We start from the raw sequence: 24,386 nt of genomic DNA on the forward strand, positions 1-24,386 counted from the left end.
GCATAAGGCTATTCCTTTTCGAGGGACCAGCACAGTTGGGAGGTAGGGTTGCGCAACAGTGGGTAGCGCTTTGCGCACCGTTCCGACCGGTCCGGCGCCCCGGCAAGGCCGCGCCTACAGGAACCGCGCTGGCCCGCCAGGCCTCAGTCCCGGTAACCCGGCGCCACCCGCTCGAGCATCCGCAGCAATGCCCCCCATGCCAGCGCCACTGCATCCGGGTCCGACAACTCCCCCTGTTTCAGCCCCTGCATCGGTGCATTGAACTGCCGCTCGGTCCGTTCACACACGGCGGCAGGCGGCAGTATCAGCTGCCCGGCACTTTGCGCCGCCAACTGGATCTCGCAGGCCTTTTCCAGGTAGTACATGCGCAAGAACGCTTCGGCAACGCTGCGGCCGGTCGTCAGCAGCCCATGGTTACGCAGGATCATCACCGGCCTGTCCCCCAGGTCGGCGACCAACCGCTGCTGCTCATCCAGGTCCAGGGCAATACCTTCATAATCGTGGTAAGCCACCTTGCCATGGAACTCCATGGACATCTGGTTCACCGGCAGCAGGCCGCACGCCAGCGCCGCCACCGCGCAACCGGCACGCGTGTGGGTGTGCAGCACGCAGTGGGCGTCTTCACGGGCTGCGTGGATAGCACTGTGGATGACGAACCCGGCCGGGTTGACCGGGTGCGTGGTCGGCGCTACAGGCTGCCCATGCAGGTCGATTTTTACCAGGTTGGAGGCCGTGATCTCGTCGAACAGCAAACCGTACGGGTTGATCAGAAAGTGGTGCTCCGGCCCCGGCACACGCAGGGATATATGGGTGAAGATCAGGTCGCTCATGCGAAAGTGGGCGACCAGGCGATAACAGGCAGCCAGCTCCTGGCGCAGGGTCTGTTCGGTAAGAGTCATTTATCGTTGGTCCTGTAGAGGGGCCGCATTGAACGTCAGCTACTTGCTGGCCCAGGCATTGAATCGCTGTTCCAGTTCTTCACCATGGTCGACCCAGAATTCCACATTCATCGCCAAAGCCCCTTCCAGGTTTTGCGGCGACGTCGGCACCCAGCTGGCCAAGGACGGCGCGAGCTTGGCCGCTGCCTGAGTATTGGTCGGCCCGTAAGGGATCTGCTCCACGTAACGCACCTGGGTATCGGCTTGGTTGGCATAGGCGATCAGCCGTTTGGCCTGGTCGACATGCCGCGAACCCTTGATGATCGCCCAATAGTCCATGCCATACAGGCTGCCCGGCCACACCAGTGCCAGCGGGCTGCCCTGCTGGGCCGCTACGGCGATGCGCCCGCTGTAGGTAGACGTCATCACCACATCGCCGGCAGCCAGCCACTGCGCCGGCTGGGCACCGGCGTCCCACCACTGCACATAGGGCTTGAGCTCACTGAGCTTGGCAAAGGCGCGGTCGACACCGGCCGGCGTTGACAGCACCGTGTAGACATCCTCGACCTTGACCCCGTCGGCCAACAAGGCGAACTCCAGGTTGTACACCGCACGCTTGCGCAGGCCGCGCTTGCCCGGGTACTTCTGCACGTCCCAGAAGTCGGCCCACGAGGCCGGGGCCTGGGCCAGCTTGTTGCGATCATAGGCGATCGCCACGCTCCACACCAAAGCGGCAGACCCACAGTCCTGGGCGGCGTCCGGGATCAACTCGGCGGCATGGCCCAGGCGCTGCCAGTCGAGGTGCTCGTAGATGCCCTCATCGCAACCGCGCATCAGGTCGGGCCCTTCGATCTGCACCACGTCCCAGTCGACGTTGCCGGTATCGGCCATCACCTGGATGCGGGCCATTTCGCAGTTGTACTCGCTCTGGATCAACTGGCTGCCGTCCTTGGCGCTGAACGGTTTGAAGATCGCCTCATCCTGGGCTTTCTGACCGGCGCCGCCATAGCCGACTACAACCATTTGCGGCGCCGCTTGCGCACTGCCTAGCCCCAAGGCCAGAAGCGCTGCGCAAAGGCCGGTACTGCGAGGGAATGCATGCATCGAGGTTTCCTCCTGCCGGTGCCCGTGGGGCCCGATTTCTTGTTGTTGTGAGGTCACGCCCTCCTCGGAGGGTGATGAAAACCTAGCTGCGCCCAAGTAAAAAAACAAGTTGATTTTTTACTGTCGCTACACTTTCATAACCAAAACAAGAACAACACCACACCGGAGCCGCCTGTATGCAAACCGCCTTCCCCCACCTGTTCGAAGCCTTGCAGATTCGCGGCAAACGCCTGAAAAACCGCATCATGTCCACGGGACATGACACCTGCCTGCCCACCGACAACCTGGTCAACGACAAGCTCATCGCCTACCAGCGTGCCCGGGCTGCAGGCGGCGTCGGCCTGATCGTGCTGCAGGTGGCCGGTGTGCACGACAGCGCCCGCTACACCTCGCACGTGCTGATGGCCACCGACGATACCTGCATCGAAGGCTACCGGCGCCTGGCAGAAGCCTGCCATGAGCACGGTACGGTGGTGCTCTCGCAGCTGTTCCACCCTGGGCGGGAGATCATGGAGTCTGCCGATGGTTTGCTGGCGGTCGCCTACTCAGCCTCGTCGGTGCCCAATGAACGCTTCCGGGTGATGCCGCGCGCGCTGGACCAGGCGATGATCGATGAAATCGTCCAGGGCTATGCCAGCGCGGCGCGGCGCCTGTACCAGGCGGGGCTGGATGGCGTCGAGGTAGTGGCCAGCCATGGCTACCTGCCCGCGCAGTTTCTCAACCCGCGGGTCAACCTGCGTACCGATGGCTACAACGGCGACCTGGCGCAGCGCCTGAGGTTTTTGCGCGAAGTGCTGGCGGCCGTGCGTGCTGCCACCGACGAGCAGTTCATCGTCGGCCTGCGCATCAGCGCCGACGAACGTGACAGCGAAGGCCTGAGCGAGGACGAGTCGCTGGCCGCCGCCGAGGCGCTGCAAGGCCAGCTCGACTACCTGCACATCGTCGCCGGTACCTCAGCGTCGCTGGGCGGTGCGGTGCATATCGTCCCCCCCATGGCCATCGAGCCTGCGTACCTGGCACGCGAGGCCGGCACGTTCAAACAGCGCCTGGACATTCCGCTGTTCGTCACCGGGCGCATCAACCAGCCGCAGGAGGCAGAGCTGATCCTGGCGCGTGGCCAGGCCGACGTGTGTGGCATGACCCGTGCGCTGATCTGCGACCCGCTGATGCCGACCAAGACCGAGCACGGCCAGGTCGAAGACGTGCGCGCCTGCATTGCCTGCAACCAGGCCTGCATCGGTCACTTCCATCGCGGCCTAGCGATCTCGTGTATCCAGCACCCGGAAACCGGCCGCGAACTGCAATACGGCCACCTGACGCCAACCCCTTCGCCCAAACGGATCCTGGTGGCAGGCGGCGGCCCGGCCGGCATGAAGGCAGCAGCCGTCGCCGCCGCGCGCGGGCACCACGTCACACTCTTTGAAGCCGGCCCGCAACTGGGCGGCCAGGTGTTGCTGGCACAACTGCTGCCACGGCGCAGCGAGTTCGGCGGCGCCAGCACCAACCTGCAACGGGAAATGGCCTTGGCAGGCGTGGAGGTGGTGCGCAACACGCGAGTCGACCGCGCACTGGTCGAGCGCGAGCGCCCTGACCTGGTGATCGCCGCCACCGGCGCCACGCCCTACTGGCCGGCGTTCGAGCGCGCCGGTGACCTGCAGGTGGTGGATGCTTGGCAAGTGTTGCGCAACGAGGTCAAACCCGGGCGCTCGGTATTGGTCATCGACTGGCGTTGCGACTGGATAGGCCCTGGCATCGCCGAGCGCCTGGTGCGCGAGGGGCATCAGGTGCAACTGGCGGTCAACGGCACCCATTGTGGCGAGAACCTGCCCTTGTACGTACGCGATCAACTGGCCGGCGAACTGCATCGCCTGAGCATCCCCATCACCCCCTACGCCCGCCTCTACGGCTGCGACGACAACACCGTGTACCTGCAGCACACGGCCAGCGGCGAACCGATGATCTTTGAAGGCATCGACACCCTGGTGCTGTGCCTGGGCCACCAGCCCAATGACACCTTGGCGGCGGAACTGGACGGCCTGGTGGAAGTGCGGCGCATCGGCGACTGTCTGGCGCCGCGTACTGCAGAAGAGGCGATTCACGATGGCCTGACGGTTGCCTGGGCGCTCTGAGGCTGTACATACTGCCGCTTTCCCGATGGACCGATGCGCATGAGCCAACCCTCGCAGCCCCCCTGCGCCACCGAAGACGGCGGCGCCGCCCCGCAGTTCCTGGGCACCCGCATCCGCGGCCTGCGCAAGCGCCGCGGCATGACCCTGGCGGAACTGGCCGCACAGAGCGAACTGACGGCTGGCTACATCAGCCAGCTGGAGCGCAACCTGTCTTACCCGTCGATCCCGGCACTGTTCAACATCGCCCGTAGCCTGGGGGTGACGATCCAGTGGTTTTTTGCCAGCGAGGCCAGTACCGCACCCGAGGACCAGGGCTACGTGGTACGCCGTAACAGCCGCCTCAGCGTGCACTACGAAGACGGCATCGTCGACCAACTGCTCACGCCGCAACCCAACCGCCAGTTGGAAATCCTTCATTCGCGCTTTCCACCGGGCACCTATAGCCAGCAGAGTTACAGCCATGACGGTGAAGAGGCTGGCTATCTGCTCAGCGGCAGTTTTGAATTGTGGGTAGGCGAGCGGCACTTTCAGCTGGGTGAAGGCGACAGTTTCAGCTTCTCCAGCCAGGAACCCCATCGTTATGGCAACCCCGGTGACGTCGATGCCGTGGTGATCTGGGTCATCACCCCGCCGACGTTCTGAAGCCGCCACGCGGCCCCTTTCGATCAGGTCATCTGCCTATGACTGAACACGCCCAGCAGCTCGAGCCTGCGTTGCAACCGGTCGACCACCCGCGCGCCGTGGTCTTCGTCGCCTACCCGCAAATGGGCCTGCTCGACCTCACGGGTGCCCAGACGGTGTTCTGGGCTGCTACCAAAGCCATGGCTGCACAGGGCCGGCCGGGCTATCGACTGCACACTGCCAGCCTCGACGGCGGCCTGCAGCCAACCGCCGAAGGCCTGGTGGTGGCGACTGAAACACTGGACGACGTGATGGCGCAGGCCGTCGACACCCTGGTAGTACCGGGCGCACCGGATATCATCCGCACCCTCCCCGACCACGCCGCATTGGTCGCCTGGCTGCGCCGCGTCGCGGTAAAGGCCAGGCGCACGGCCTCGGTGTGCAGCGGTACCTTTCTGCTGGCAAGCGCAGGCTTGCTCGACGGGCGCCGCGCCGCCACCCACTGGGCGATGTGCGAGGTGCTGCGCCGCGACTTCCCTGCGGTGCAGGTGGACCATGAATCGATCTTCGTTCAGCAAGGCACGGTGTGGACCTCTGCCGGCGTCAGCGCCGGCATCGACCTGGCCCTGGCTCTGGTCGAGCAGGACTGCGGCCGCGAAGTCGCGATGCAAGTGGCCCGCGAGCTGGTGGTATTTCTCAAGCGGCCCGGCGGCCAGGCGCAGTTCAGTGAACTGCTCAAGCTGCAGGGGCGCGATTGCAGCGAATTCGAAGCACTGCACCTGTGGCTGAACGCGCACCTCGGCGACCCACGCCTGACCGTCGAGCACCTGGCCGAGCAGGCGCACATGAGCGTGCGCAACTTCACCCGGGTGTACAAGCTCAAGACCGGCCGCACCCCGGCCAAGGCCATTGAAGTATTCCGCCTGGAAGCCGCCCGCCGCCTGCTGGAAAGCGCCGACAGCCACATCGAGCAGATTGCCCGGCAATGCGGCTTTGGCAGCGAAGAGCGCATGCGCCTGGCGTTCCAGCGCCACCTTGCGGTCACCCCGCGAGACTACCGCGCGCGCTTTGCGCGCAACCTGTCGTTGGCCGAAATCCAGGGTTCTTTGGCCTAGGGTGTAGCGCTTCGTCACTCGTAACATCGTTGTCCACAAAGACGGGCTACTTTTGTTTACCCGGACATTCCAGGAGCACAACGATGAAAAATATCCTGATCATTGGCGCGGGCTTTGCTGGCCTGTGGAGCGCCCTCAGCGCCGTACGCCAGCTGGAGCTTAACGCGCGCAAGGATGTCGAGGTAACGCTGCTGGCGCCGCAGGCCGAACTGCATGTGCGCCCGCGCTTCTACGAACCTGACGTGCACACCATGGCCGCTCCACTGCAGGCGCTGTTCGAAGCGGTCAACGTGCGTTTCGTGCAAGGCACCGCCTTTCACATCGACGAAGCAGCCCGGCGCGTGCGCTATCGCACGCAAAGCGGTACCGAGTGCGAACTGGGCTATGACCGCCTGATCATGGCCTGCGGCAGTGTGCTCAACCGGCCAGACATGGTCGGCATCGAGCATGTTTTCGATGTCGACAAGATTGACAGCGCCGCACGGCTGGAGACGCACCTCAAGTCCCTGGCCAACCTGCCAGACACGCCTGCCCGCAACACCGTGGTGGTCGCCGGTGGTGGCTTCACCGGTATCGAGACTGCCACCGAGCTGCCGGCGCGCTTGCGCAGCATTCTCGGTGAACAGGCAACACTGCGGGTGGTGGTGATCGACCGTGGCGCCAGGGTCGGCGCAGCCCTGGGTGACGGCATCCGCCCTGCGATCGAGCAGGCCTGCGAGGCATTGGGGGTGGAATGGATCTGTGGCGCCACGGTGGCCTCGGTGGACCCCGACGGCGTTCTGCTGGACAACGGGCAACGCATCGATGCCAGCACAGTGATCTGGACCGTCGGCTTCAAGGCCAACCCGTTGACCGAGCAGATCAGCGGCGAACGAGACCGCCAAGGCCGGTTGCACGTGGACGGCAACCTCAAGGTCAAGGGCAACGACGCGGTCTATGCGGCGGGCGACGTGGCCTACGCAGCGTGCGACGAGGTGGGCAACCATGCGGTGATGTCGTGCCAGCATGCCATCCCACTGGGCCGCTACGCCGGCAACAATGCGGTTGCCGAGTTGATTGGCGTGGCACCGATGACCTACAGCCAACCCAAGTACGTCACCTGCCTTGACCTGGGCGCCTGGGGCGCGGTGTACACCGAAGGGTGGGAGCGCCAGGTATCGCCCCCGGAAGACAAGGCCGAGGCCAAGCTGCTGAAGTCGCAGATCAACACGGTCTGGATCTACCCGCCCGCTGCCAATGATCGTGCGGCAGCCTTGGCGGCGGCTGACCCGACGATACCGGTAGCCTGATACGCCTCAAATCGCCGGCAAGCCGGCGATTTGAGGCTGGTGCAATCAAGCGGCGGCGAACAGCTCGTTGGCAATCTGCGCCTGTGCAGCGTCGATGGCCTGGCTGCGGTGCTCTGGGCCGTAGGCCAGGCCGTGGGCGCGAACGATCTCCAGGTCGGTGACGCCGATGAAGCCCAGGAACACTTTGAGGAAGTCCTCATGGCCGGCACCGGTCGGCTGGCCAGCGTGCAGGCCACCGGCGGTGGACACCAACACCACCTTCTTGTCACCGCACAGGCCTTCAGGCCCAGCTTCGGTGTAACGGAAGGTCTTGCCGGCGACGGCAACGCGGTCAATCCAGGCCTTGAGCTGGGTCGGCACGGTGAAGTTGTACATCGGCGCACCGATCACCACGGCGTCGGCGGCGAGGAATTCTTCCAGGGTTTCGGCGCTCAGCTTGGCTTCGAAGGCCTGGGCCGCATCGCGCATGTCTTCGGGGGTGCCCGCGGCTACCAGGGTTGCGGCGGAGAAATGGGCGATGGCATCGGCAGCCAGGTCACGGTAGACCACTTCCAGGCTCGGGTTGCTGGCCTTCCAGGCTTCGACTACTTCGCGGCTCAGCTGGCGGGAGGCGGAATTGTCGCCCAGGATGCTCGAATCGATGTGCAACAGTTTCATGGGACTCTCCTGTAATGAAGACCGCGGCGTGGGCGATCATGATGGGGAGAATCCTACCGGGATGACTAATAGCTGATAAGCAGGCAAAAATGCGTTAGTTTGTCCCACTGATGGAACAGTGAGAGATTCCCATGCAAGACCTCAATGACCTCTTCTATTTCGCCCGCGTCGTCGAGGCCGGTGGCTTTGCGGCGGCCGGGCGCCAGCTGGGCATCCCCAAGTCGCGCCTGTCGCGGCGTATCGCCGAACTTGAAGAACGCCTGGGTACACGCCTGCTGCAGCGCACCACGCGGCAACTGAAACTGACCGCCGTCGGCGAGCGCTACCTGCACCATTGCCAGGCCATGCTGTTGGAAGCCGAAGCTGCCGACGAGGCCGTGGCCAGCATGAGCAGCGAGCCGCGCGGGCGCTTGCGAGTCTCCTGCCCGGTGGCACTGGCCCACGCCTTTTTGCCAGACGTGATCAGCCGCTTTCTCGAACAGTACCCGCTGGTGCAACTGGACATGGTGCTGCTCAACCGCCGAGTCGATCTGATTTCCGAGGGTATCGACGTCGCCCTGCGTGTGCGCGACCTGGGCGATGAGGACCCGGCCCTGGTCACGCGCCGGCTACGCCAGGCCCAGATGCAACTGGTCGCCGCGCCGGGCTTTGCCGATCACATTCGCGAGCCTGGCGAGCTGGCCTCGTTGCCAGTGCTGGGTGCTGCCGAGGCCGACCGGCTGGTGCACTTCCGCCTGTTCGGGCCCAATGGCCGCCAACAGGAAATCGCCCTGGAACCGCGCCTGGCCATCGACGACTTCGTGGTGCGCAACGCCGCGGTACGCGCCGGGCTGGGCTTCACTGCGCTGCCCAGCATGTTCTGCGAAGAGGAACTGGAACGTGGCGAGCTGGTGCGCTTGCTGCCGGACTGGCAACTGCCGGGTGGCTATCTGCAGGCGGTGTACCCACACCGGCGCGGTGTATTGCCCGCAGTGCGCGTGTGGATCGATCATCTGGCGGCGTCGTTCGAGGCCTGTGGAGAGCGTTATGTCTGAGCGAAAAATGACTGAAGCGCAGGTGGCAGCCTTCTGCCTGAGCCTGCCGGGTGCTCGAGAAGACTATAAATGGGGCGGTATCCGGGTGTTTTCGGTGGCAGGCAACAAGATGTTCGCCGTGCTCGACCTGGCGGGTGCAGGGTTGTCGTTCAAGGTCGCCGATGAGCTGTTTCTAGGCTATTGCGACCGCCCTGGCGTGCGACCCGCGCCGTATCTGGCGCGGGCGCGATGGATCAGCATGGCGCCCCCTTACCCCATGGGGCGCGACGAGCTGTGCGACCTGCTGCAGCGCTCGCACCAGTTGGTGGTGCGGCGGCTGGCGAAGCGCCTGCAGGTGGGGCTGCTGCTCTGATCGAGGCGTCAGAGCCAAGATGACAGGTGGCGCCCGAGGAACAGGTAATCGAGCCAGAACACCTGATGCAGCAGCACAATCCCCCAGAACATCAACTGATACGACACTTTGCGCGTCTTGTGCCGAAACAGCTGCTGGGCAACCAGTGCGCCGGGCCAGCCACCGCACAGTTCGCTGGCATGCAGCACGTTCTCTGGCGTGCGCCACGTTTGGGTGCGGGCCTGCTGCTTGTCCTGCCAGTACAGCAGCAGGCTGATCAGGCTCACCGCCGGGTACAGCGCCAAGGGCAGCCAGGACTGATCGTTCCAGGCCATCTGCGCCGCACCCAGGCCCGGTAGCAGGCACAGCACGCCCAACACCAGCAACTTCAGGCGCACGTTGCGTACGCCCTCCTCGTTTTGCGCCCTGGCCATGTCAGCTGTGCGCCGTCGACCAGTCGACCCAGCCAAACTGCCAGGTCGCCAGAATCAGCAGGCCAAAGGCAATGCGGTACCAGGCGAACGCCGCATAGCTGTGGTTGGCGATGAACTTGAGCAGCGCACGCACGGCGATCATGGCGAAGATGAACGAGGTCACGAAACCGATGGCGAACACCGGCAAATCACTTGGCTGGAACAGGTCGCGGTACTTGTAGCCCGAGTACACCGCCGCGCCGACCATGGTCGGCATCGCCAGAAAGAATGAGAACTCGGTAGCCGCCTTGCGCGACAGCCCGAACAGCAAACCACCGATGATGGTCGAACCGGAGCGCGAGGTGCCGGGGATCATGGCCAGGCATTGGACAAAGCCAATCTTCAAGGCATGGCTCCAGCGCATTTCGTCAACGTGGTCAACCTCCACGCGGTGCGCGCGGCGCTCGGCCCAGAGCATGATCACACCGCCCACTACCAAGGCCGCTGCCACCGTGATCGGGTTGAACAGGTATTCGTGGATCAGGTCGGCGAACAGCACGCCCAATACCACCGCCGGCATGAACGCCAGCAGCAGGTTGCCGGTGAAGCGCCGGGCCGAGGGCTGGCTGGTGAGGCCGAACACCACGTCCAGAATCTTGCGGCGAAACTCCCACACCACGGCCAGGATCGCGGCAAGCTGGATGATGATGTTGAAGGCGATGGCACGTTCGCCATCAAAGCCGATCAGGTCGGCGACAATGATCTGGTGCCCGGTACTGGAGATCGGCAAGAACTCCGTCAACCCTTCGACCACGCCTAAGATGATTGCCTGTATGGCAGTCCAAAAATCCATCATTCCCCCGATGGAGCGCTGCTGCTTGCAGGCCCCTTGTTCTTGATTTGCTTGAAGTTGCCGCACGCGGCCCGGCTGTTTTACAGCGACTGTTGGGCGCAATGCCAGTGGAAAAGTTCACGCTGCCTAAAGGTTTCATCTTGCGCGGCCGAAATCCTATCAGAGCGGCTTTGCAATGGCTTGCGCCGCCTGCTGCAGAGTACGCCTAGACTAGCACTTAGCCATTAGTCGGGTGGGGGCCTGCCGCAAAGCATGCTTGGATGCACCTGAAGAACAAGAACAAGGCGGGAGTGCCTGGATGAAAACCCTGAGATCGATGTCGATCAGCCGTCGTCTATGGCTGATCCTGCTGGTGGCGGTTGCCATGCTGGTGGTACTGGGCCTGCTGATGCTGCGCCAGATCCACGGCGACCTGTACCAGGCCAAGGCGGAAAAGACCCGCCATGTGGTGCAGACTGCAGCCGGTGTACTGGCCTACTACCAGGGCCTGGAAGCGGCCGGCAGCTTGAGCCGCGATGCTGCCCAGCAACAGGCGTTGCAGGTGGTGCGCGCGCTGCGTTACGACCACGACGACTATTTCTGGATCAACGACCTGGGGCCGAAGATGATCATGCATCCGGCCAACCCCAAGCTCGACGGCCAAGACCTGTCTGCCATTCGCGACCCCGACGGCTTTGCCGTGTTCAACGAAATGGTCAGCCTGGCCCGCAGCCAGGGCGCCGGCCCGGTCAATTATCGCTGGCCCAAACCCGGCGCCAGCGAGCCGGTAGCGAAAACCTCTTATATCCAGTTGTTCAAGCCGTGGGGCTGGGTCATCGGCTCGGGTGTGTACATCGATGACGTGCAGGCCGAATTTGCCCGGCAATTGCGCGATGCCTCACTGGCGGGCCTGGGCATCGCCCTGCTGATGGCACTGCTGGTCATGCTGATTGCCCGCAGTATCGCCCGCCCGTTGCAAGAGGCCGTGCAGGCCATGGGCAACATCGCCAGCGGCGAAAGCGACCTGACCCGGCGCCTGGACACCCACGGTCGCGATGAAATCACCCACCTGGGCGAGCACTTCAACCGCTTCAACGGCAAGCTGCAGGGCGTGGTCGGTCAATTGCAGGGCGCCGCCCACGACCTGGCCCGGTCCGCCGGCCACGTCGGTGACAACGCCGGCGCCGCGCAGCAGCACAGTGCCCAGCAGTCACAACAGATGGACCAGGTTGCCACGGCCGTCAACGAAGTGACCTATGCCGTGCAAGACGTGGCCAAGACGGCCGAGCAGGCTGCGGGCGAAATGCGCGCGGCGCAGCAACAGGTGGAGCATGGCCAGCAGGCCATTCACGGCAGCCTCGAACAGATCGATCGCCTGTCGCTGACCATCGATCAGGCAGTCCAGGTGATTCGTGACCTGGCCGGGCACAGCACGCGCATTGGTGGCGTGCTCGACGTGATCCGCTCGATTGCCGAACAGACCAATCTGCTGGCCCTGAACGCGGCCATCGAAGCAGCCCGCGCCGGCGAGCAAGGCCGAGGTTTTGCCGTGGTCGCCGACGAGGTGCGCCTGCTGGCCCAGCGCACGGCCCAGTCCACGGCTGAAATCCACACCATGATCGAGCACCTGCAAGGCCAGTCGGACGCTGCGGTCAGGGCGATCGACACCAGCAGCGAGGCCTCGCGCCAGACTGTCGAGCAGGCCCGTGAGGCCGGTGCCAGCCTGGATGCAATCAGCCAGGCGCTGCATAACCTGACTGCGCTCAATGCGTCCATTGCCAGTGCAACCTTGCAACAGTCGCATGTGGTCGAAGAGATCAACCGCAATGTGCTGGACACTGCGGGCTTGTCCCAGCAGACCGCCGAAGCGGCGCGCCAGTCGAGTGATGCCGGGGCGGCGCTGGGGCGGTTGAGCGAGGAGTTGGAGCAACTGTTGCGGCAGTTCCGCGTATAGAGAGGCCTTGCCCTTGAGGGTGCCGCGTTGTAAGTGCGCTGCACCTACTCCTGGGACAATCGACAAGCTACAATCGCGCCCCTCTTCTCGCCTCGCCAAGGATCGCCGATGTCCGGCCTTGAACTCATCGCCGCCGTACTCGGCGTTACCGCCGTCTGGCTCACCGTCAAGCAGAACGCCTGGTGCTGGCCAATCGGCCTGGTCATGGTACTGATCTATGGCTGGCTGTTCTTCGAGGTAAAACTGTATTCGGGGATGTTGCTGCAGGTGGCCTACGCCATATTGCAGCTGTACGGCTGGTGGCAGTGGAAGCGCCCAGGCCGCTCGCAGGACGCCCGCCAGGTCTCGCGCCTGCAAACCCAGGCGCTCTTCACGGGCCTGGCGGTCGGCGCGCTGCTCAGCGCCGCCCTGGGTGCCGCCATGGCTAACTGGACCGACGCCGCCCTGCCCTGGCTGGACGCCACGCTGACCGGTTTCAGCCTGGTCGCGCAGCTATGGATGGCCCAGAAGCGCCTGCAGTGCTGGGCTTTGTGGGTGGTGGTGGACATCGTCTATGTCGGCCAGTACCTGCATCAGCAGCTGTACTTCACCGCTGGCTTCTTCGCGGTGCTTACCCTGATCGCCGTGCGTGGCTGGCTGGAATGGCGGCGTGACCCGGCACTGGTGCAAGCATGAAGGTGCTGGTGCTGTGCGGGCCGGAATCCAGTGGCAAGAGCTGGCTCAGTGGTGTGCTCCAGGCGCATTTCGGTGGGCGGGTGGTGGCCGAATACGTGCGCCATTTCATCGATCAGGAAGGCCGTGATACCTGTTACGCCGACATCCCCGCTATCGCCCGCGGCCAGCTTGAATGGGAAGACCGCGCCCGCGCGCAAGCCCCAGAGCTGTTGATCCTCGACACCCACCTGCTCAGCAACATGCTCTGGAGCCGCGCCCTGTTCGACGACTGCCCGGCCTGGCTGGAACAGGCCTTGCTTGCTAGGCATTACGATCTGCACCTGTTACTGAGCCCGCAAGGGGTGGACTGGGTTGCCGATGGCCAGCGTTGTCACCCTGACCTGGCCGATCGCCAGCGCTTTTTCGACGACAGCCTGCACTGGCTGCAGCGCCACCGGCACACTTTTCAGGTGATTGATGGCAATTGGCCGCAACGCCAGTTGCAGGCGCTGCAAACGGTGGCTACGCTGCTTGATAGCGATACGCCAGCCTGCCCGACCGAGTGTTAAGCCCCTGACACACCCAGGTGGGTGATAGTCCCCGCAAATGCGGGGGTTTCCCCCGTTTCGGGGGCAGTGTCAAGTCCGTGAAACACCCTTGCAAAAATCCCTCCAAGCCATGCCCATGCTGGCTCCAGCCCCTTCGGCCTGAATAATCTGTATCAGCCCTGATACAGAAAATGCGAAACACTCCCAGCGTGTTGAGCTAACTCATTGATTCAAAATCAAATTCAAAACACGGCACAGCTTCTGCTCTCTTCTTCGCATTGCTGAATCGGACCAGCACGCCAAAGAAGGAATTGCCGTCGTGGGGATACTTGATAAAGGCGTCCATCGCCTCCTGCTAATCGCATGCGTTGTGGGGTCAGGGCTGACCCAGCCTGCCCAGGCTGAAAACGGGATCATCATCATTACCCGCGATGTGCAGACGCGCAACGCAGTCATCCCACCGATGATTCCCGACCCCACCCCGACCACCGTCAATGCCAACCCCTCCGCGCAGATCCTCAGACAGACCCACGAACTGAGCGACGGTGACTTCGCCAGCATCAGCAGCGGTGCTGGCATCAGTGCCCTGGTCAATCAACAGACCAACAACCTGGGCGGCAATCTTACCAACCAGACACAACTGCCCAACCTCGCTGGGGGGCGTGGCTCAGGTTCCGGCAACGGCATCTCGAACATGGTCAATTCAAGCGTCCAGCGCGGCCTGGCCCCGCTGCAAATCTTGACCGGAGGCAAATGAGATGAGGCCTACGCTGCTGCTTCTGGCCACGCTCTGCAGTGCGCCAGCCTTCGCTCAGTCCCCCGTGATCAACAACGCCAGCATCGACAGCTCGGGCAGCCAATACCAGGGCAACCTCACGGTCAACCAGGCGGCCGGCGACCTGCAGCAGCAGGCCAACGCCCGCGCCATCGCTGTGGGGCACGAGGCCAGCGCCACCACCCAGATAAGGCAAAGGCTCGGCAGCCCTGTCGACCGCGCCATGGATGCCAGCTCAAGCATCCAGGGCGATGCTTTCAGCCAAGGCAGCGGCGCGCTGGGGGTCAACCAGAGCGCCGGGGCCGGCACCCAGCAAGCCAACGCACTGCGCATCAGCCTCAGTACTCAACCGCAAAGCATCGACGACAGCGTCCTCATGCAACAGAACGTGGCGCTGCTCAACAACTCCGATCCAACTGACGCCGCATCCGGCCATCGCCAGGTCACCACCAGTGACCAGGCATTCACCGGTAGCCGTGGGGTGATTCAGGTGAATCAGAGTGCCGGGGTGGGAAACCGAATGGCCAACACCCTGAGCATACGGGTCGCGGATTGACCCAATCAGTTAAGAACAACACTTAACCTAAATAAAGTACGGAGAATCACCATGAAACCCTCGATGGCAATCAAGCCTCTGGTTTTCGCAATTGCTGCGGTCATGGCTGTTGCTGTACAAGCTGATCAGAACGACCGGCGTGGCGGGCACCACAATGGTCACCATAACAACGGGCAACACACTCCCCCTCCTACGAGGATCCCTGTGTACGCCACCGCCAATGCCCTCGATAGCCAGAGCAGCACCGACAACAGGGTCACTAACCAAGGCACCATCAACGAAGCCGAAATGAGCAGCTCGGCCACCGGCGCCAGCGGCAACGTCGGGGTCAACGTGGCAGCCGGTAACGGCAACCAGCAAGACAACGCCGCTGCCATCGCCAACGCAGCGTCCGACTCGAGCCTGGACAACAGCTTCGTGTTCGGCACCGCTGAAGCCACTGCCGACGTCCGTCAGCACAGCGACAACAACCGGGTCGACAACTGGTCTACCCAAAACTCCGCAGTGATGAGCGGATCGGGTGATGGCGCCTCCGGCAACGTCGGCGTCAACATTGCGGGCGGCGACCTCAACCAACAGAAAAACACCATGGCGATCGCCAACACCAATGCGCCATTGGGTAATGCCACCGCCACCGCTTCTGCCGACCAGAACGGCCCTGGCCTGACCGTGAACAACAGCGCCGACCGCACCTACCGTGTGGATACGCTGAGCTTCACCACGTCAGCCAGCGGTTCGAGCTCGCGCGACGGTACGTTCACTTCGAGCGATGACCGAAGCTCGTCCTCAAGCTTCAGTGTGGCGGGCGCCCAAAGCGCAAGCTCCAGCGGCTCCAGTGGCTGGAACTCCAGTGGCTCGAGCAGCTCGAACGCCAGCGGCTCCAATAGCTCCAGTGCAAGCGGGTCCAACAACTCGAATGCCAGCGGCTCCGTTGGCTGGAATGCGAGCGGGTCCAACAGCGGCAGTGCTAGCTCGTCCAGCAGTGCCAGCCTGAACGCTACGCTTGCTGCCGCCGCCGATGCCACTCGCACCGTGGCCACCGACGATGGCCGTCGTGAACGTACGCGTACCGACAGCTTCGATGGTTCGCTCAATGCATCGGTCGATGCCTCGATCGACAAGTCGCATGAAAGCGCCTACGACTCCTCGTTCGAGAAAGCGTTCGACTCTTCCTACGACAAAACCAGCAGCTCTTCTTACGACAAGTCTCGCGACTCTTCGTACGAGAAGTCGCGCGACCGTTCGTATGAGAAGGCCCACGATTCTTCCTACGCAAACGCTTCGGAGTCTGCGTACGAAAAATCCGGCGAAAAAACCAAGCAAACCTCGAACGACGTGGCCAAGGCCTACAGCGAAAGCAGCTCGTACGACCTGAGCAATACCGTCTCGTTCCAGGTGCTGACCCCAACTGGCTGGGCTAACCCTGTGACCAACACTGCAACCCTGAGCGGTTCGGTGAATGGTGGCAGCGGCAACCTCGGCGTCAACGTGGCCGCAGGTGTGGGCAACCAGCAAAGCAACTCGCTGGCCATCTCCAACACCTCGTTCTGACGGCTGTGCACGCAAGGCCCCCCCTCGGGGGGCCTTTCTTCAACAGAACAAGAAGGCATCCGATCATGCGCATTATTGCCCTGGCGTTGCTGCTGTGCCTGGCCAGCGTGAGCGAAGCTGCACAAATGCCACTGTCCGTGCTGCCGGGCGGCGCGGTGGTATTCAAGCCGATCCAGAGCATTCGCGAGCGCAAGTTCGCCGACCTGGTGCAACAGAAAACCGACTTCAGTTGTGGCGCAGCCGCGCTGGCGACCATCTTGCGCCAGGCCTACTGGCTGGACGTGGACGAACAACACATCATCGAAGGCATGCTGGCGCACGCGGACCAGGACCTGGTGCGTACCCAGGGCTTCTCGATGCTGGACATGAAACGCTACGTGGAAAGCCTGGGCATGCGCGCCCGCGGTTACCGGGTGGCACCCGAAACCCTGACCAGCATACGTATCCCGGTCGTGGTCCTGATGGACATCCGCGGCTACAAGCACTTCGTGGTCATGCAAAAGGTCGACAAGGGTTGGGTGTACATCGGCGACCCGGTACTGGGCCACAAGCGCTTCAAGGTCGACGATTTCGTCAAAGGCTGGAACGGCATCATCTTCGCCGTGATCGGCCAGGGCTATGACAAGAACAATGTCTTGCTCGACCCGCCTCTGCCACTGACCGCCAAGGGCCGCGTCAACAATTTCGCCCCGGTGCAGGACGCAGAGCTGATGGACTTCGGCTTCATCAAAAGCGACTTCTTCTAACGACTCTTCTAACGATAAGGGAGCATGACGCTCCGGGAGCAATCAATGAAGACTCCACTCTGGCTAGTCGTGGCATGCCTGGCCGCCAGCCTGCCGACCCATGCCGAGACGTTCAAACCCATCGAGCTGAAGGACCATGAACTGGCCAACCTGCGCGGTCGTTATGTGATGCCGGGGCGGATCGTCAGCTTTGGTATTGTCATGACCAGCACCTGGCAAAATGCCAAGGGCGACGTGATCGGCGCATCGTCCACCCTGCAAGTGCAGCAAAACACCATCAAGCCGCAGTTCTACGTGTCGATGATTGACGAAAAAGGCACCGGCGCGGCGCACTCGCAAAGCGCCAGCAGCGCCGCTGGCACCGGCACGGTCACCGGCGGTGGCGGGCTCAACACTACCGAAGGCGTGACCCAGGTCGTGCGCGCAGCGGGCGACAACAATACCGCCTACAACAACGTCGACATCAACGTCACCAAGGCCAACCAGGCGCCCGTGGCGCAGCCACAGGGCCAGGCCCTGGCCGCCGGCTCGACCTTGGTCGGCGAAAACGGCGCAGGGGCATTGAGCGTTTCCTCGACCGGCGTGGGTGTGCAACTCAACATCAATGCCGCCAACAACCAGGGCACTAGCGTGCAGCGCCTGGCCCAAGGTGGCCTGATGCAGAACTCGACGTTGCTCGGCAACGGCAACCAGGTCAGCAACCTCACATCGCTCAATGTCGTCATGCGCGAGAACGTACCCACCGCCGCTTCACTGAACGGTAGCCTCGACCAGCTCAAAGGTCTTCGCACTCTCGGATACTGATCTACGCTCAGTCTCATCAAAAGTAGTCGGAAGGGACGGCAAATCCATGCACCGATCGTTAACGTTCAGAGCTTTTGTCTGTTTGGCTACCTTGGCCCCGGCCACCTCCCTTTATGCAGCAGCAGACCCACAGGTCGAAGCGCTGAAACAAGAACTGATGGCTTTGAAACAGCGCTACGAAGCACAGCAGCAAGCGTTGATGGTGCTTGAACAGCGCGTTCGCCAGGTCGAGGAAGCGCCTGCGGCGCCGCCCCCCAAACGTCTGACCCGCTCCCCGGCCGAAACGGTCAAAGGTGGCCAGACCGTCGCTGCAGGGGCGCCGGGCACCACCGGTAGCTCCTACGGCCAATCACTCAAGGAAGACGCCGAGCCCGCACAGAGTGTGTCCAACCTGTACGACGAGGCCAGCGGCTTCTTCGGTGGCGGCAAGTTCAGCTTCGAAACCGGCGTTACCTACACCCATTACGATACCCGCGCACTGGTGCTCAATGGCTTTCTGGCACTGGATTCGATTTTCCTCGGCAACATCAACCTCGACCGTATCAAGGCCGACAACTGGACCCTGGACATGACCGCCCGCTATAACCTGGCGCAGCGTTGGCAGTTCGACATCAACGTCCCGGTGGTCTACCGCGAATCGACCTACTCATCAGGCGGTGCAGGCGGTGCGGCCCCGGTTACCAGCGACGAAACCGTCACCCGTGACCCGGAAATCGGCGATATCAACGTGGGCGTTGCCTACAAATTCATGGACGAATCAGAAAACTGGCCCGATGCGGTGGCGACACTGCGGATCAAGGCGCCAACCGGCAAGGACCCCTACGGCATCAAGCTGCGCGAGGTGCCAGGCAACGACAACTTGTCGGTACCGGAAAGCCTGCCCACAGGCAACGGCGTCTGGGCGATCACGCCGGGCATCTCGCTGGTCAAGACCTTCGACCCCGCCGTACTTTTCGGCAGCCTGTCCTACACCTACAACATGGAGGACTCGTTCAGCGACATCAGCCCCCAGGTCAACAGCAAGGTGCCGGGTGACGTGAAGCTCGGTGACTCCTGGCAGATCGGCGCCGGTATCGCCTTTGCCTTGAACGAGAAGATGAGCATGTCGTTCTCCTTCTCCGACCAGTTTGCCCGCAAGAGCAAGATCAAGCCAGATGGCGGCGACTGGCAGTCGATCAGCAACAGTGACTACAACGCGGCCAACTTCAACATCGGCATGACCTTTGCTGCCAGTGACAACCTGACCATCGTCCCCAACCTATCCATTGGCCTGACCGACGATGCCCCAGACTTCTCCTTCAGCCTCAAATTCCCCTACTACTTCTGACCTGAACCCACCAGCCGGGCCTGCGCAAGCGCGCCCGCTTTTGGTTACCAGCCTTGTAGTGGCCCGCCTTCCCTGGCCCAGCCTGTTATCATTCAGCACAGATGTATGACGATTTAATGGCTAAAGGGAAGTTTTCTGTGAAGAACCTGTTCGACCACCCACGCACCCGGCTTGTCGCTTTGACGGGCCTGGTGCTGGTGATCCCACTGGGTACGCGCGCCATGCTGGGTTGGTCCAACCCGCTCGGCTATCTGTCCGACCTCGCCCTCGGCAGCCTGCTGGTCTTGCTGCTGCACCGCCGGCCGTGGTGGCTGGCCTTACCGGTGTTGCTGGCCTGGGCCGCACTCTGGGTGGCTTCGGCCGAGCTGGTAAGCGCGGTGGGCAGGTTGCCCACCAGCGCCGACCTCGGTTACCTCGCCGACCCACAATTCATGGAGAATTCCACCGGCGGCGGCCTCGCCCACGGCTGGTTGCCGGGCGTGTTGGCGGTCGGCCTGCTGGCCTGGCTGCTCAGTGTCTGGGGCAGCCGCAGCCAACCTGCCCCTGCCCTGCCGCGCAAGGCCTGGGCAGTCCCGCTGCTGCTGTTTGGTGCGCACTGGGGCAGCCAGCACCTGCTGCCCTCCGACGCCGACCAATGGCGGCAGTACAACCTCTCCCATCAGTTGCTGTCTGCCGGCGTCGGTAACCTGCAGCGCCAGGTACAGGGCTGGATGGGCCACGAACAGGTGATCACGCCGTTGGCCAGCAGCGGCCTGACCCAGTCCGACCTGCACGGCCAGAAGCTGCTCAAGGTGCCGGGCAGCGCCCGCAACCTGCTGGTGATCACCGTCGAAGGCATCCCCGGGGCCTACATTCGCCCAAACCGCCAGGCACTGCACAGCCGTTTCAACGAAGACCTTATGCCAAAGCTCAGCCGCTGGGCCGAGCGTGGCATGAACACCCCGGACTACGTGTTGCATACCCACCAGACCATCCGTGGCCTCTACGCGATGCTCTGCGGTGACTACGACAAACTGGCCAACGGTACACCCAAGGGTGTCGAACTGCTGACCCAGAACGAACGTAACCAGGCCTGCCTGCCGGCGCAATTGCGCCAGGCCGGGTTCACCACCCACTACCTGCAGGGTGCCGGCCTGCGCTTCATGGCCAAGGACCGCATCATGCCGCACATCGGCTTCGACTCGGTGCATGGCCTGGAATGGTTCCGTAACAAGAACTACCTGGACTTCCCGTGGGGCAAAGACGACCGTGCCTTCTTCGAAGGCGCCCTGGACTACGTCGGCCAGCTTCGAAAACAGGACAAACCCTGGATGCTGACCTTGCTCACCGTCGGCACCCACCAGCCCTATTCGGCACCGGCCGACTACCTTGAGCGCTACGACACGCCCAAGCAGGCTGCGGTCGCCTACCTGGACGACGCGATCGGCGCGTTTCTCGACAACCTCGAACGCCAGGGTGTGCTCAAGGACACCTTGGTGGTGGTGACCTCCGACGAGTCCCACGGCATCGACGGTGTGCGCCTGGCGTCGTCCTGGGGCTTCAACCTCACCCTGGCACCGGAGCAGGCGCAACTGCCGCACATCAAGCGTGGCACCTATGGCCATATCGACCTGACCACCTCCCTGCTCGACTACTTCGCCTTGCCGATCCCGGTCGCGCTGGGCGGGCGCTCGCTGTACCGCGACTACGACTCGGGCCGCGAAATGATCTCCTACACCAACGGCATGCTGCGCTACCACAACGGCCAGGGGGTGTTCACCGAGTGCGACTTCCAGCAGCGTTGCCGGCGCTATGCCAGTGAAGGCTTCATCGCCGACCAGGCGCGCTACCTCGGCCCTGGTGACAACATGCTCGGCCAGCAAATCGTAAGCCTGGCCGGGGTACTCGACCAGTCGCTGCTGCAAACGCCGCTCAACCTGCGCTACCAGTTTGGCGGCCCTTCGCCGATCCAGCTGCGCAAGCGCATTCACGATGACTGGGCCGACAACCTGATCGGTGCCCAGTACCTGGAGATGCCCGAGGGCTCGCATACCCGTGTACGGGTCAAGGTACGTTCACTGGACCCGCGACGTGCGGCCTACATCAAGCTCAAGGCCAAGCAACTGGAACAGGACGTGCCATTGGGGCTGCCCGAAGAGATTCGGGTGACGGCGGACCAGCCGCTGGAAATGGAGTTCGGCTTCGACAATCCGACCGAGCGCAAGGCGTTTTCCTTCCATTTGCTGGGCTACGGCGGCGGTGCGGTCGAGGTCAGTGACTTCAGCGTGATTACCGCATTGCCCGGGGAAGACAACGTGCAGGACGAACTGGCCGAAGGGCATATCGCGCATTCGGGCTGACGGCAAGCCCACCGTTCATCGCTCGGCCATCGCTGCCTGTCGATCCGGCCGAGCGCTGCTCGACTAGTGCTGAAACCCTTTCGCGGAGTCAGCGCCATGAGCACGCATGAAAACAGGCATGAGGTGGTATCCCGCAGCCAGTGGCTGGCCGCACGCCGGCAACTGTGGCTGCACGAAAAAGCCTTCACCCATCATCGCGACGCGTTGGCCGCAGCCCGTCGCGCCCTGCCCTGGGTCAAGGTCGAACAACCCTATCGCTTCCAAGGCCCCGCGGGCGAGCTGAGCCTGACTCAGCTGTTCGCTGGCCGCAGCCAACTGCTGCTCTATCACTTCATGTTTGTCGAGGGTTGGGATGAAGGTTGCCCAGGCTGCTCGTTCCTGGCCGACCATTTTGACGGCGCCAACCTGCACCTGGCGCATCACGACGTGTCACTGGTGGCCGTGTCGCGGGCACCCTACGCTGAATTCCAATCCTTCCGCCAACGCATGGGCTGGCAGTTTCCCTGGTATTCGTCAGCGGGCAGCGGCTTCAACGAGGACTTTGGGGTCAGCGTTGGCAGCGAAGGCCCTCGGCAGTACAACTATGAGCCCTACGCCGGCAGTGAAAGCGAGCTGCCAGGGCTGAGCGCGTTTTATCGGGACGATGACGGCAGCGTATACCACACCTACTCGACCTATGCCCGTGGGTTGGACATTCTGGTCAATACCTACAACTTTCTCGACATCGCGCCATTGGGGCGCAATGAAGCCGGGACCATGGACTGGGTACGGCACCATGATCGCTATGAAGGGCAGCCTGGCACGGCGCATTGCTGTCACGATTGAGTGTTGGGGCCGCAAAGCGGCCCCCTGTATTTTCAGCCCCGCACGCCAAGCATGCCGCGTTCGATGATGAAATCGATCACCGCCTGCAAGCCCTCACCCTTCTTGAGGTTGCTGAAGGTCCAGGGCCGCTGCGGGCGCATGCGCTGGGTATCGCGCTCCATCACTTCCAGCGAAGCGCCGACATACGGCGCGAGGTCGGTCTTGTTGATCACCAGAAAGTCGGACTTGGTAATGCCAGGCCCGCCCTTGCGCGGGATCTTTTCACCCTCGGCAACATCGATCACGTAGATGGTCAGGTCGGCCAGCTCCGGGCTGAACGTGGCACTTAGGTTGTCGCCACCGCTCTCCACGAAGATCACTTCAAGGTTACCGAACTTGCGTGCCAGGGCTTCCACCGCCGCCAGGTTCATCGAGGCATCTTCGCGTATCGCCGTGTGCGGGCAACCGCCGGTTTCCACGCCAACAATGCGCTCGGGCTCAAGGGCGCCGGCTTCGGTGAGGATGCGCTGGTCTTCCTTGGTGTAGATATCGTTGGTCACTACGGCGATCTGGTAATGATCGCGCATGGCCTTGCACAGGGCTTCGAGCAGCGCGGTCTTGCCAGAGCCGACCGGGCCGCCGACACCGACGCGCAGGGGTTGTTGATAGCTTTGCATGAAGGCAGTCCTCAGGAGCGGAACAAACGGGTGTATTGGGTTTCATGACGCGATGAAGCGATTGCCAACAATGGCAGGCCGCCACCGAGCTGGTCATCGCTCAGGGCCAGGGCATGGTCGAGCACAGCAGGCAGCGCTTGGCCAAGGTCGCGGAGCAAGGTTTGCGCCGCCTGCTGGCCGAACGGCACCAGCTTGACCCCGGCCATGACCGCGCCCTCCAGCCAGGCAAAACCAAGGCCCAACGCCAACTGGCGCAGCGGGATCGACCAGTGCGCGCCAAGCCAGGCCATGCCGCCCAGTTGTGTGAGTTCAAGGCTGGCCCGCCAGGCCGGCGCCTGCCCCAGTTGCCAGCCATCGAGCAGGCGCGCCAGCGCCGAACCGCGTTGCTGTTCTTCCAGGCGCAGCTCGGCGGTTTCGCGGTTGGCCAGCAGAAAGCGGCTCCAGTGGCTGAACGCATCGGCATCTGCGCCCTGGCAGGCCTGATACAGGCGCGCCAGCACGGGCCAGTCGATGCAGCCCAGGGTGTCGTGCAGTTGCTCGCGTTGCCAGGCGCTGAAGCTGCCGATATCCCGTACCCAGCCCGCTTCGACCGCCCACTCAAGGCCTTGCGAGTAGGTGAACCCACCCACTGGCAAACCTGGGCTGGCCAGTTGCAGCAGGCGCAGCAGCGCCAGCTCGCCGTCCATCAACCGGCCAGTACCAGTGCGGCGCCGGCCAGCAGGCCACCACCAAAGGCTTTTTGCAGGCCGCTGTGGCGGCGCAACAGGCAACCGACCGCGAACCCGGCCGCCAGCAGCAGGCCACTGACCGCCACAAAGCCCGCACTGAACTGCCAGAACGCGCTGGGCGTGGCCTCTACGCCATGCGCCCAACCGTGGAACAAGGCGAACACCGGCATGGCCAGCGCCAGCAACAGCTGGCGGCTGGGCAGCAACAGGGCGCCTGCAGCCACCAGCAACGACACGCTGATCATTGCCTCCATGCCCAGCACATCGCCAAACAGATGGCCGCACACCGCACCCGCGAACATCGCCGCCAGGGTTGCCAAAGGCAACGCCAGGTTGCGTCGGGTCAGCGCGGCGAGCACGCCGGTGCCCAGCAGCATCAGCAGGTGATCGAGGCCGGTCAGCGGGTGCAACAGGCCATCCTGCAAGGGGTTGTTGTCGTGGCCCGGGTGGGCGAAGGCCGGCAGGGCCAGCATCAGCAGAAACAGGGCGAAAGTCTTTTTCATCGGTTGCTCCAGGGCAG

Annotated in this window: 25 protein-coding genes; 17 read left to right on the forward strand and 8 right to left on the reverse strand. The window is 63.3% G+C overall.

What is annotated here, in order from left to right; translation table 11 throughout:
• Positions 1-143 precede the first annotated feature (143 nt).
• Both PC358_RS06500 and PC358_RS06505 read right to left on the reverse strand, forming a co-directional pair.
• Entirely contained in the window at positions 144-899 is a 756-nt protein-coding gene (locus tag PC358_RS06500; RefSeq protein WP_033698323.1) for a class II aldolase/adducin family protein, read from the reverse strand.
• A 39-nt stretch (positions 900-938) separates the two neighbouring features.
• Positions 939-1,982, reverse strand: a complete 1,044-nt coding sequence (locus PC358_RS06505) for an ABC transporter substrate-binding protein (RefSeq protein ID WP_033698325.1) — start codon at positions 1,980-1,982, stop codon at positions 939-941.
• A 176-nt stretch (positions 1,983-2,158) separates the two neighbouring features.
• On the opposite strand from PC358_RS06505, the gene PC358_RS06510 reads away from it, so the two are divergent.
• The 4 genes from PC358_RS06510 (at position 2,159) to PC358_RS06525 (ending at position 7,136) form a co-directional block, all read left to right on the forward strand.
• Positions 2,159-4,111, forward strand: coding sequence for an oxidoreductase (locus tag PC358_RS06510; protein WP_033698327.1), 1,953 nt, complete (start codon positions 2,159-2,161; stop codon positions 4,109-4,111).
• Positions 4,112-4,150: 39 nt separating this feature from the next.
• Positions 4,151-4,753: a helix-turn-helix domain-containing protein gene (locus PC358_RS06515; protein WP_033698328.1), complete on the forward strand. Its 603-nt coding sequence runs from the start codon at positions 4,151-4,153 to the stop codon at positions 4,751-4,753.
• Between the two features lie 38 nt (positions 4,754-4,791).
• A complete protein-coding gene (locus PC358_RS06520; protein ID WP_033698330.1) occupies positions 4,792-5,847 on the forward strand; it encodes a GlxA family transcriptional regulator in 1,056 nt (351 codons plus the stop codon).
• Between the two features lie 83 nt (positions 5,848-5,930).
• Positions 5,931-7,136 carry an NAD(P)/FAD-dependent oxidoreductase gene (locus PC358_RS06525; protein ID WP_033698332.1) on the forward strand — a complete coding sequence of 402 codons (1,206 nt, stop codon included), beginning with the start codon at positions 5,931-5,933 and terminating at the stop codon, positions 7,134-7,136.
• 45 nt (positions 7,137-7,181) lie between these two features.
• Here the strand turns inward: PC358_RS06525 and PC358_RS06530 are convergent, their stop codons facing one another.
• Positions 7,182-7,793, reverse strand: coding sequence for an FMN-dependent NADH-azoreductase (locus PC358_RS06530; protein WP_033698333.1), 612 nt, complete (start codon positions 7,791-7,793; stop codon positions 7,182-7,184).
• Between the two features lie 131 nt (positions 7,794-7,924).
• Between PC358_RS06530 and PC358_RS06535 the strand changes: the two genes are divergently transcribed.
• Positions 7,925-8,827, forward strand: a complete 903-nt coding sequence (locus PC358_RS06535) for a LysR substrate-binding domain-containing protein (RefSeq protein WP_033698334.1) — start codon at positions 7,925-7,927, stop codon at positions 8,825-8,827.
• Entirely contained in the window at positions 8,820-9,179 is a 360-nt protein-coding gene (locus PC358_RS06540; RefSeq protein WP_033698336.1) for an MmcQ/YjbR family DNA-binding protein, read from the forward strand. The genes PC358_RS06535 and PC358_RS06540 overlap by 8 nt, the downstream gene beginning before the upstream one ends.
• A gap of 8 nt (positions 9,180-9,187) precedes the next feature.
• Here the strand turns inward: PC358_RS06540 and PC358_RS06545 are convergent, their stop codons facing one another.
• Together PC358_RS06545 and PC358_RS06550 are read right to left on the reverse strand one after the other, a co-directional pair.
• Positions 9,188-9,592 carry a DUF1294 domain-containing protein gene (locus tag PC358_RS06545; protein ID WP_033698338.1) on the reverse strand — a complete coding sequence of 135 codons (405 nt, stop codon included), beginning with the start codon at positions 9,590-9,592 and terminating at the stop codon, positions 9,188-9,190.
• A 1-nt stretch (position 9,593) separates the two neighbouring features.
• Complete coding sequence (locus PC358_RS06550) at positions 9,594-10,424, reverse strand: undecaprenyl-diphosphate phosphatase (RefSeq protein WP_033700098.1); 831 nt, start codon at positions 10,422-10,424, stop codon at positions 9,594-9,596.
• Between the two features lie 298 nt (positions 10,425-10,722).
• Here PC358_RS06550 and mcpP point away from each other — a divergent pair, with 298 nt between their 5' ends.
• The 11 genes from mcpP (at position 10,723) to PC358_RS06605 (ending at position 22,482) form a co-directional block, all read left to right on the forward strand.
• Positions 10,723-12,357: a methyl-accepting chemotaxis protein McpP gene (mcpP, locus tag PC358_RS06555; protein ID WP_033698339.1), complete on the forward strand. Its 1,635-nt coding sequence runs from the start codon at positions 10,723-10,725 to the stop codon at positions 12,355-12,357.
• 108 nt (positions 12,358-12,465) lie between these two features.
• Positions 12,466-13,032 (forward strand): nicotinamide riboside transporter PnuC, encoded by a 567-nt coding sequence (gene pnuC, locus PC358_RS06560; RefSeq protein ID WP_033698341.1) that lies wholly within the window; start codon positions 12,466-12,468, stop codon positions 13,030-13,032.
• Positions 13,029-13,580, forward strand: coding sequence for an AAA family ATPase (locus PC358_RS06565; RefSeq protein WP_033698344.1), 552 nt, complete (start codon positions 13,029-13,031; stop codon positions 13,578-13,580). Before pnuC ends, PC358_RS06565 begins: the two co-directional genes overlap by 4 nt.
• Before the next feature lie 298 nt (positions 13,581-13,878).
• On the forward strand, positions 13,879-14,316 hold the full coding sequence (locus tag PC358_RS06570; RefSeq protein ID WP_033698346.1) for a hypothetical protein: 438 nt from the start codon (positions 13,879-13,881) through the stop codon (positions 14,314-14,316).
• Position 14,317: 1 nt separating this feature from the next.
• On the forward strand, positions 14,318-14,890 hold the full coding sequence (locus tag PC358_RS06575) for a hypothetical protein (RefSeq protein WP_033698348.1): 573 nt from the start codon (positions 14,318-14,320) through the stop codon (positions 14,888-14,890).
• Positions 14,891-14,941: 51 nt separating this feature from the next.
• A complete protein-coding gene (locus PC358_RS06580) occupies positions 14,942-16,441 on the forward strand; it encodes a hypothetical protein (protein ID WP_033698350.1) in 1,500 nt (499 codons plus the stop codon).
• 65 nt (positions 16,442-16,506) lie between these two features.
• Positions 16,507-17,187, forward strand: a complete 681-nt coding sequence (locus tag PC358_RS06585; protein WP_033698351.1) for a C39 family peptidase — start codon at positions 16,507-16,509, stop codon at positions 17,185-17,187.
• A gap of 45 nt (positions 17,188-17,232) precedes the next feature.
• The gene (locus PC358_RS06590) at positions 17,233-17,991 is read left to right on the forward strand and encodes a hypothetical protein (RefSeq protein ID WP_033698352.1); all 759 of its coding nucleotides are present in this window, start codon (positions 17,233-17,235) and stop codon (positions 17,989-17,991) included.
• Between the two features lie 46 nt (positions 17,992-18,037).
• Positions 18,038-19,318 (forward strand): coiled-coil domain-containing protein, encoded by a 1,281-nt coding sequence (locus PC358_RS06595; RefSeq protein WP_033698353.1) that lies wholly within the window; start codon positions 18,038-18,040, stop codon positions 19,316-19,318.
• Between the two features lie 137 nt (positions 19,319-19,455).
• On the forward strand, positions 19,456-21,657 hold the full coding sequence (locus tag PC358_RS06600; protein WP_033698354.1) for an LTA synthase family protein: 2,202 nt from the start codon (positions 19,456-19,458) through the stop codon (positions 21,655-21,657).
• Positions 21,658-21,753: 96 nt separating this feature from the next.
• The gene (locus PC358_RS06605; RefSeq protein ID WP_033698355.1) at positions 21,754-22,482 is read left to right on the forward strand and encodes a DUF899 domain-containing protein; all 729 of its coding nucleotides are present in this window, start codon (positions 21,754-21,756) and stop codon (positions 22,480-22,482) included.
• A 32-nt stretch (positions 22,483-22,514) separates the two neighbouring features.
• Here PC358_RS06605 and ureG read toward each other — a convergent pair whose 3' ends face one another.
• The 3 genes from ureG to PC358_RS06620 are packed head-to-tail and all read right to left on the reverse strand — an operon-like array spanning position 22,515 to position 24,369.
• Complete coding sequence (gene ureG / locus PC358_RS06610; RefSeq protein WP_033698357.1) at positions 22,515-23,138, reverse strand: urease accessory protein UreG; 624 nt, start codon at positions 23,136-23,138, stop codon at positions 22,515-22,517.
• An 11-nt stretch (positions 23,139-23,149) separates the two neighbouring features.
• Positions 23,150-23,824, reverse strand: coding sequence for an urease accessory protein UreF (locus tag PC358_RS06615; RefSeq protein ID WP_033698359.1), 675 nt, complete (start codon positions 23,822-23,824; stop codon positions 23,150-23,152).
• Complete coding sequence (locus PC358_RS06620) at positions 23,824-24,369, reverse strand: HupE/UreJ family protein (protein ID WP_033698361.1); 546 nt, start codon at positions 24,367-24,369, stop codon at positions 23,824-23,826. The genes PC358_RS06615 and PC358_RS06620 overlap by 1 nt, the downstream gene beginning before the upstream one ends.
• Positions 24,370-24,386: the final 17 nt, after the last annotated feature.

Source organism: Pseudomonas capeferrum, assembly GCF_000731675.1.
In the GTDB taxonomy this organism is placed as follows: Bacteria; Pseudomonadota; Gammaproteobacteria; order Pseudomonadales; family Pseudomonadaceae; genus Aquipseudomonas; species Aquipseudomonas capeferrum.

Bases quoted from the DNA above. Each gene is read 5' to 3' on its own strand.
- PC358_RS06500 (WP_033698323.1), bottom strand. From the start codon at position 899: ATGACTCTTACCGAACAGACCCTGCGCCAGGAGCTGGCTGCCTGTTAT.
- PC358_RS06505 (WP_033698325.1), bottom strand. From the start codon at position 1,982: ATGCATGCATTCCCTCGCAGTACCGGCCTTTGCGCAGCGCTTCTGGCC.
- PC358_RS06510 (WP_033698327.1), top strand. From the start codon at position 2,159: ATGCAAACCGCCTTCCCCCACCTGTTCGAAGCCTTGCAGATTCGCGGC.
- PC358_RS06515 (WP_033698328.1), top strand. From the start codon at position 4,151: ATGAGCCAACCCTCGCAGCCCCCCTGCGCCACCGAAGACGGCGGCGCC.
- PC358_RS06520 (WP_033698330.1), top strand. From the start codon at position 4,792: ATGACTGAACACGCCCAGCAGCTCGAGCCTGCGTTGCAACCGGTCGAC.
- PC358_RS06525 (WP_033698332.1), top strand. From the start codon at position 5,931: ATGAAAAATATCCTGATCATTGGCGCGGGCTTTGCTGGCCTGTGGAGC.
- PC358_RS06530 (WP_033698333.1), bottom strand. From the start codon at position 7,793: ATGAAACTGTTGCACATCGATTCGAGCATCCTGGGCGACAATTCCGCC.
- PC358_RS06535 (WP_033698334.1), top strand. From the start codon at position 7,925: ATGCAAGACCTCAATGACCTCTTCTATTTCGCCCGCGTCGTCGAGGCC.
- PC358_RS06540 (WP_033698336.1), top strand. From the start codon at position 8,820: ATGTCTGAGCGAAAAATGACTGAAGCGCAGGTGGCAGCCTTCTGCCTG.
- PC358_RS06545 (WP_033698338.1), bottom strand. From the start codon at position 9,592: ATGGCCAGGGCGCAAAACGAGGAGGGCGTACGCAACGTGCGCCTGAAG.
- PC358_RS06550 (WP_033700098.1), bottom strand. From the start codon at position 10,424: ATGGATTTTTGGACTGCCATACAGGCAATCATCTTAGGCGTGGTCGAA.
- mcpP (WP_033698339.1), top strand. From the start codon at position 10,723: ATGAAAACCCTGAGATCGATGTCGATCAGCCGTCGTCTATGGCTGATC.
- pnuC (WP_033698341.1), top strand. From the start codon at position 12,466: ATGTCCGGCCTTGAACTCATCGCCGCCGTACTCGGCGTTACCGCCGTC.
- PC358_RS06565 (WP_033698344.1), top strand. From the start codon at position 13,029: ATGAAGGTGCTGGTGCTGTGCGGGCCGGAATCCAGTGGCAAGAGCTGG.
- PC358_RS06575 (WP_033698348.1), top strand. From the start codon at position 14,318: ATGAGGCCTACGCTGCTGCTTCTGGCCACGCTCTGCAGTGCGCCAGCC.
- PC358_RS06580 (WP_033698350.1), top strand. From the start codon at position 14,942: ATGAAACCCTCGATGGCAATCAAGCCTCTGGTTTTCGCAATTGCTGCG.
- PC358_RS06585 (WP_033698351.1), top strand. From the start codon at position 16,507: ATGCGCATTATTGCCCTGGCGTTGCTGCTGTGCCTGGCCAGCGTGAGC.
- PC358_RS06590 (WP_033698352.1), top strand. From the start codon at position 17,233: ATGAAGACTCCACTCTGGCTAGTCGTGGCATGCCTGGCCGCCAGCCTG.
- PC358_RS06595 (WP_033698353.1), top strand. From the start codon at position 18,038: ATGCACCGATCGTTAACGTTCAGAGCTTTTGTCTGTTTGGCTACCTTG.
- PC358_RS06605 (WP_033698355.1), top strand. From the start codon at position 21,754: ATGAGCACGCATGAAAACAGGCATGAGGTGGTATCCCGCAGCCAGTGG.
- ureG (WP_033698357.1), bottom strand. From the start codon at position 23,138: ATGCAAAGCTATCAACAACCCCTGCGCGTCGGTGTCGGCGGCCCGGTC.
- PC358_RS06615 (WP_033698359.1), bottom strand. From the start codon at position 23,824: ATGGACGGCGAGCTGGCGCTGCTGCGCCTGCTGCAACTGGCCAGCCCA.
- PC358_RS06620 (WP_033698361.1), bottom strand. From the start codon at position 24,369: ATGAAAAAGACTTTCGCCCTGTTTCTGCTGATGCTGGCCCTGCCGGCC.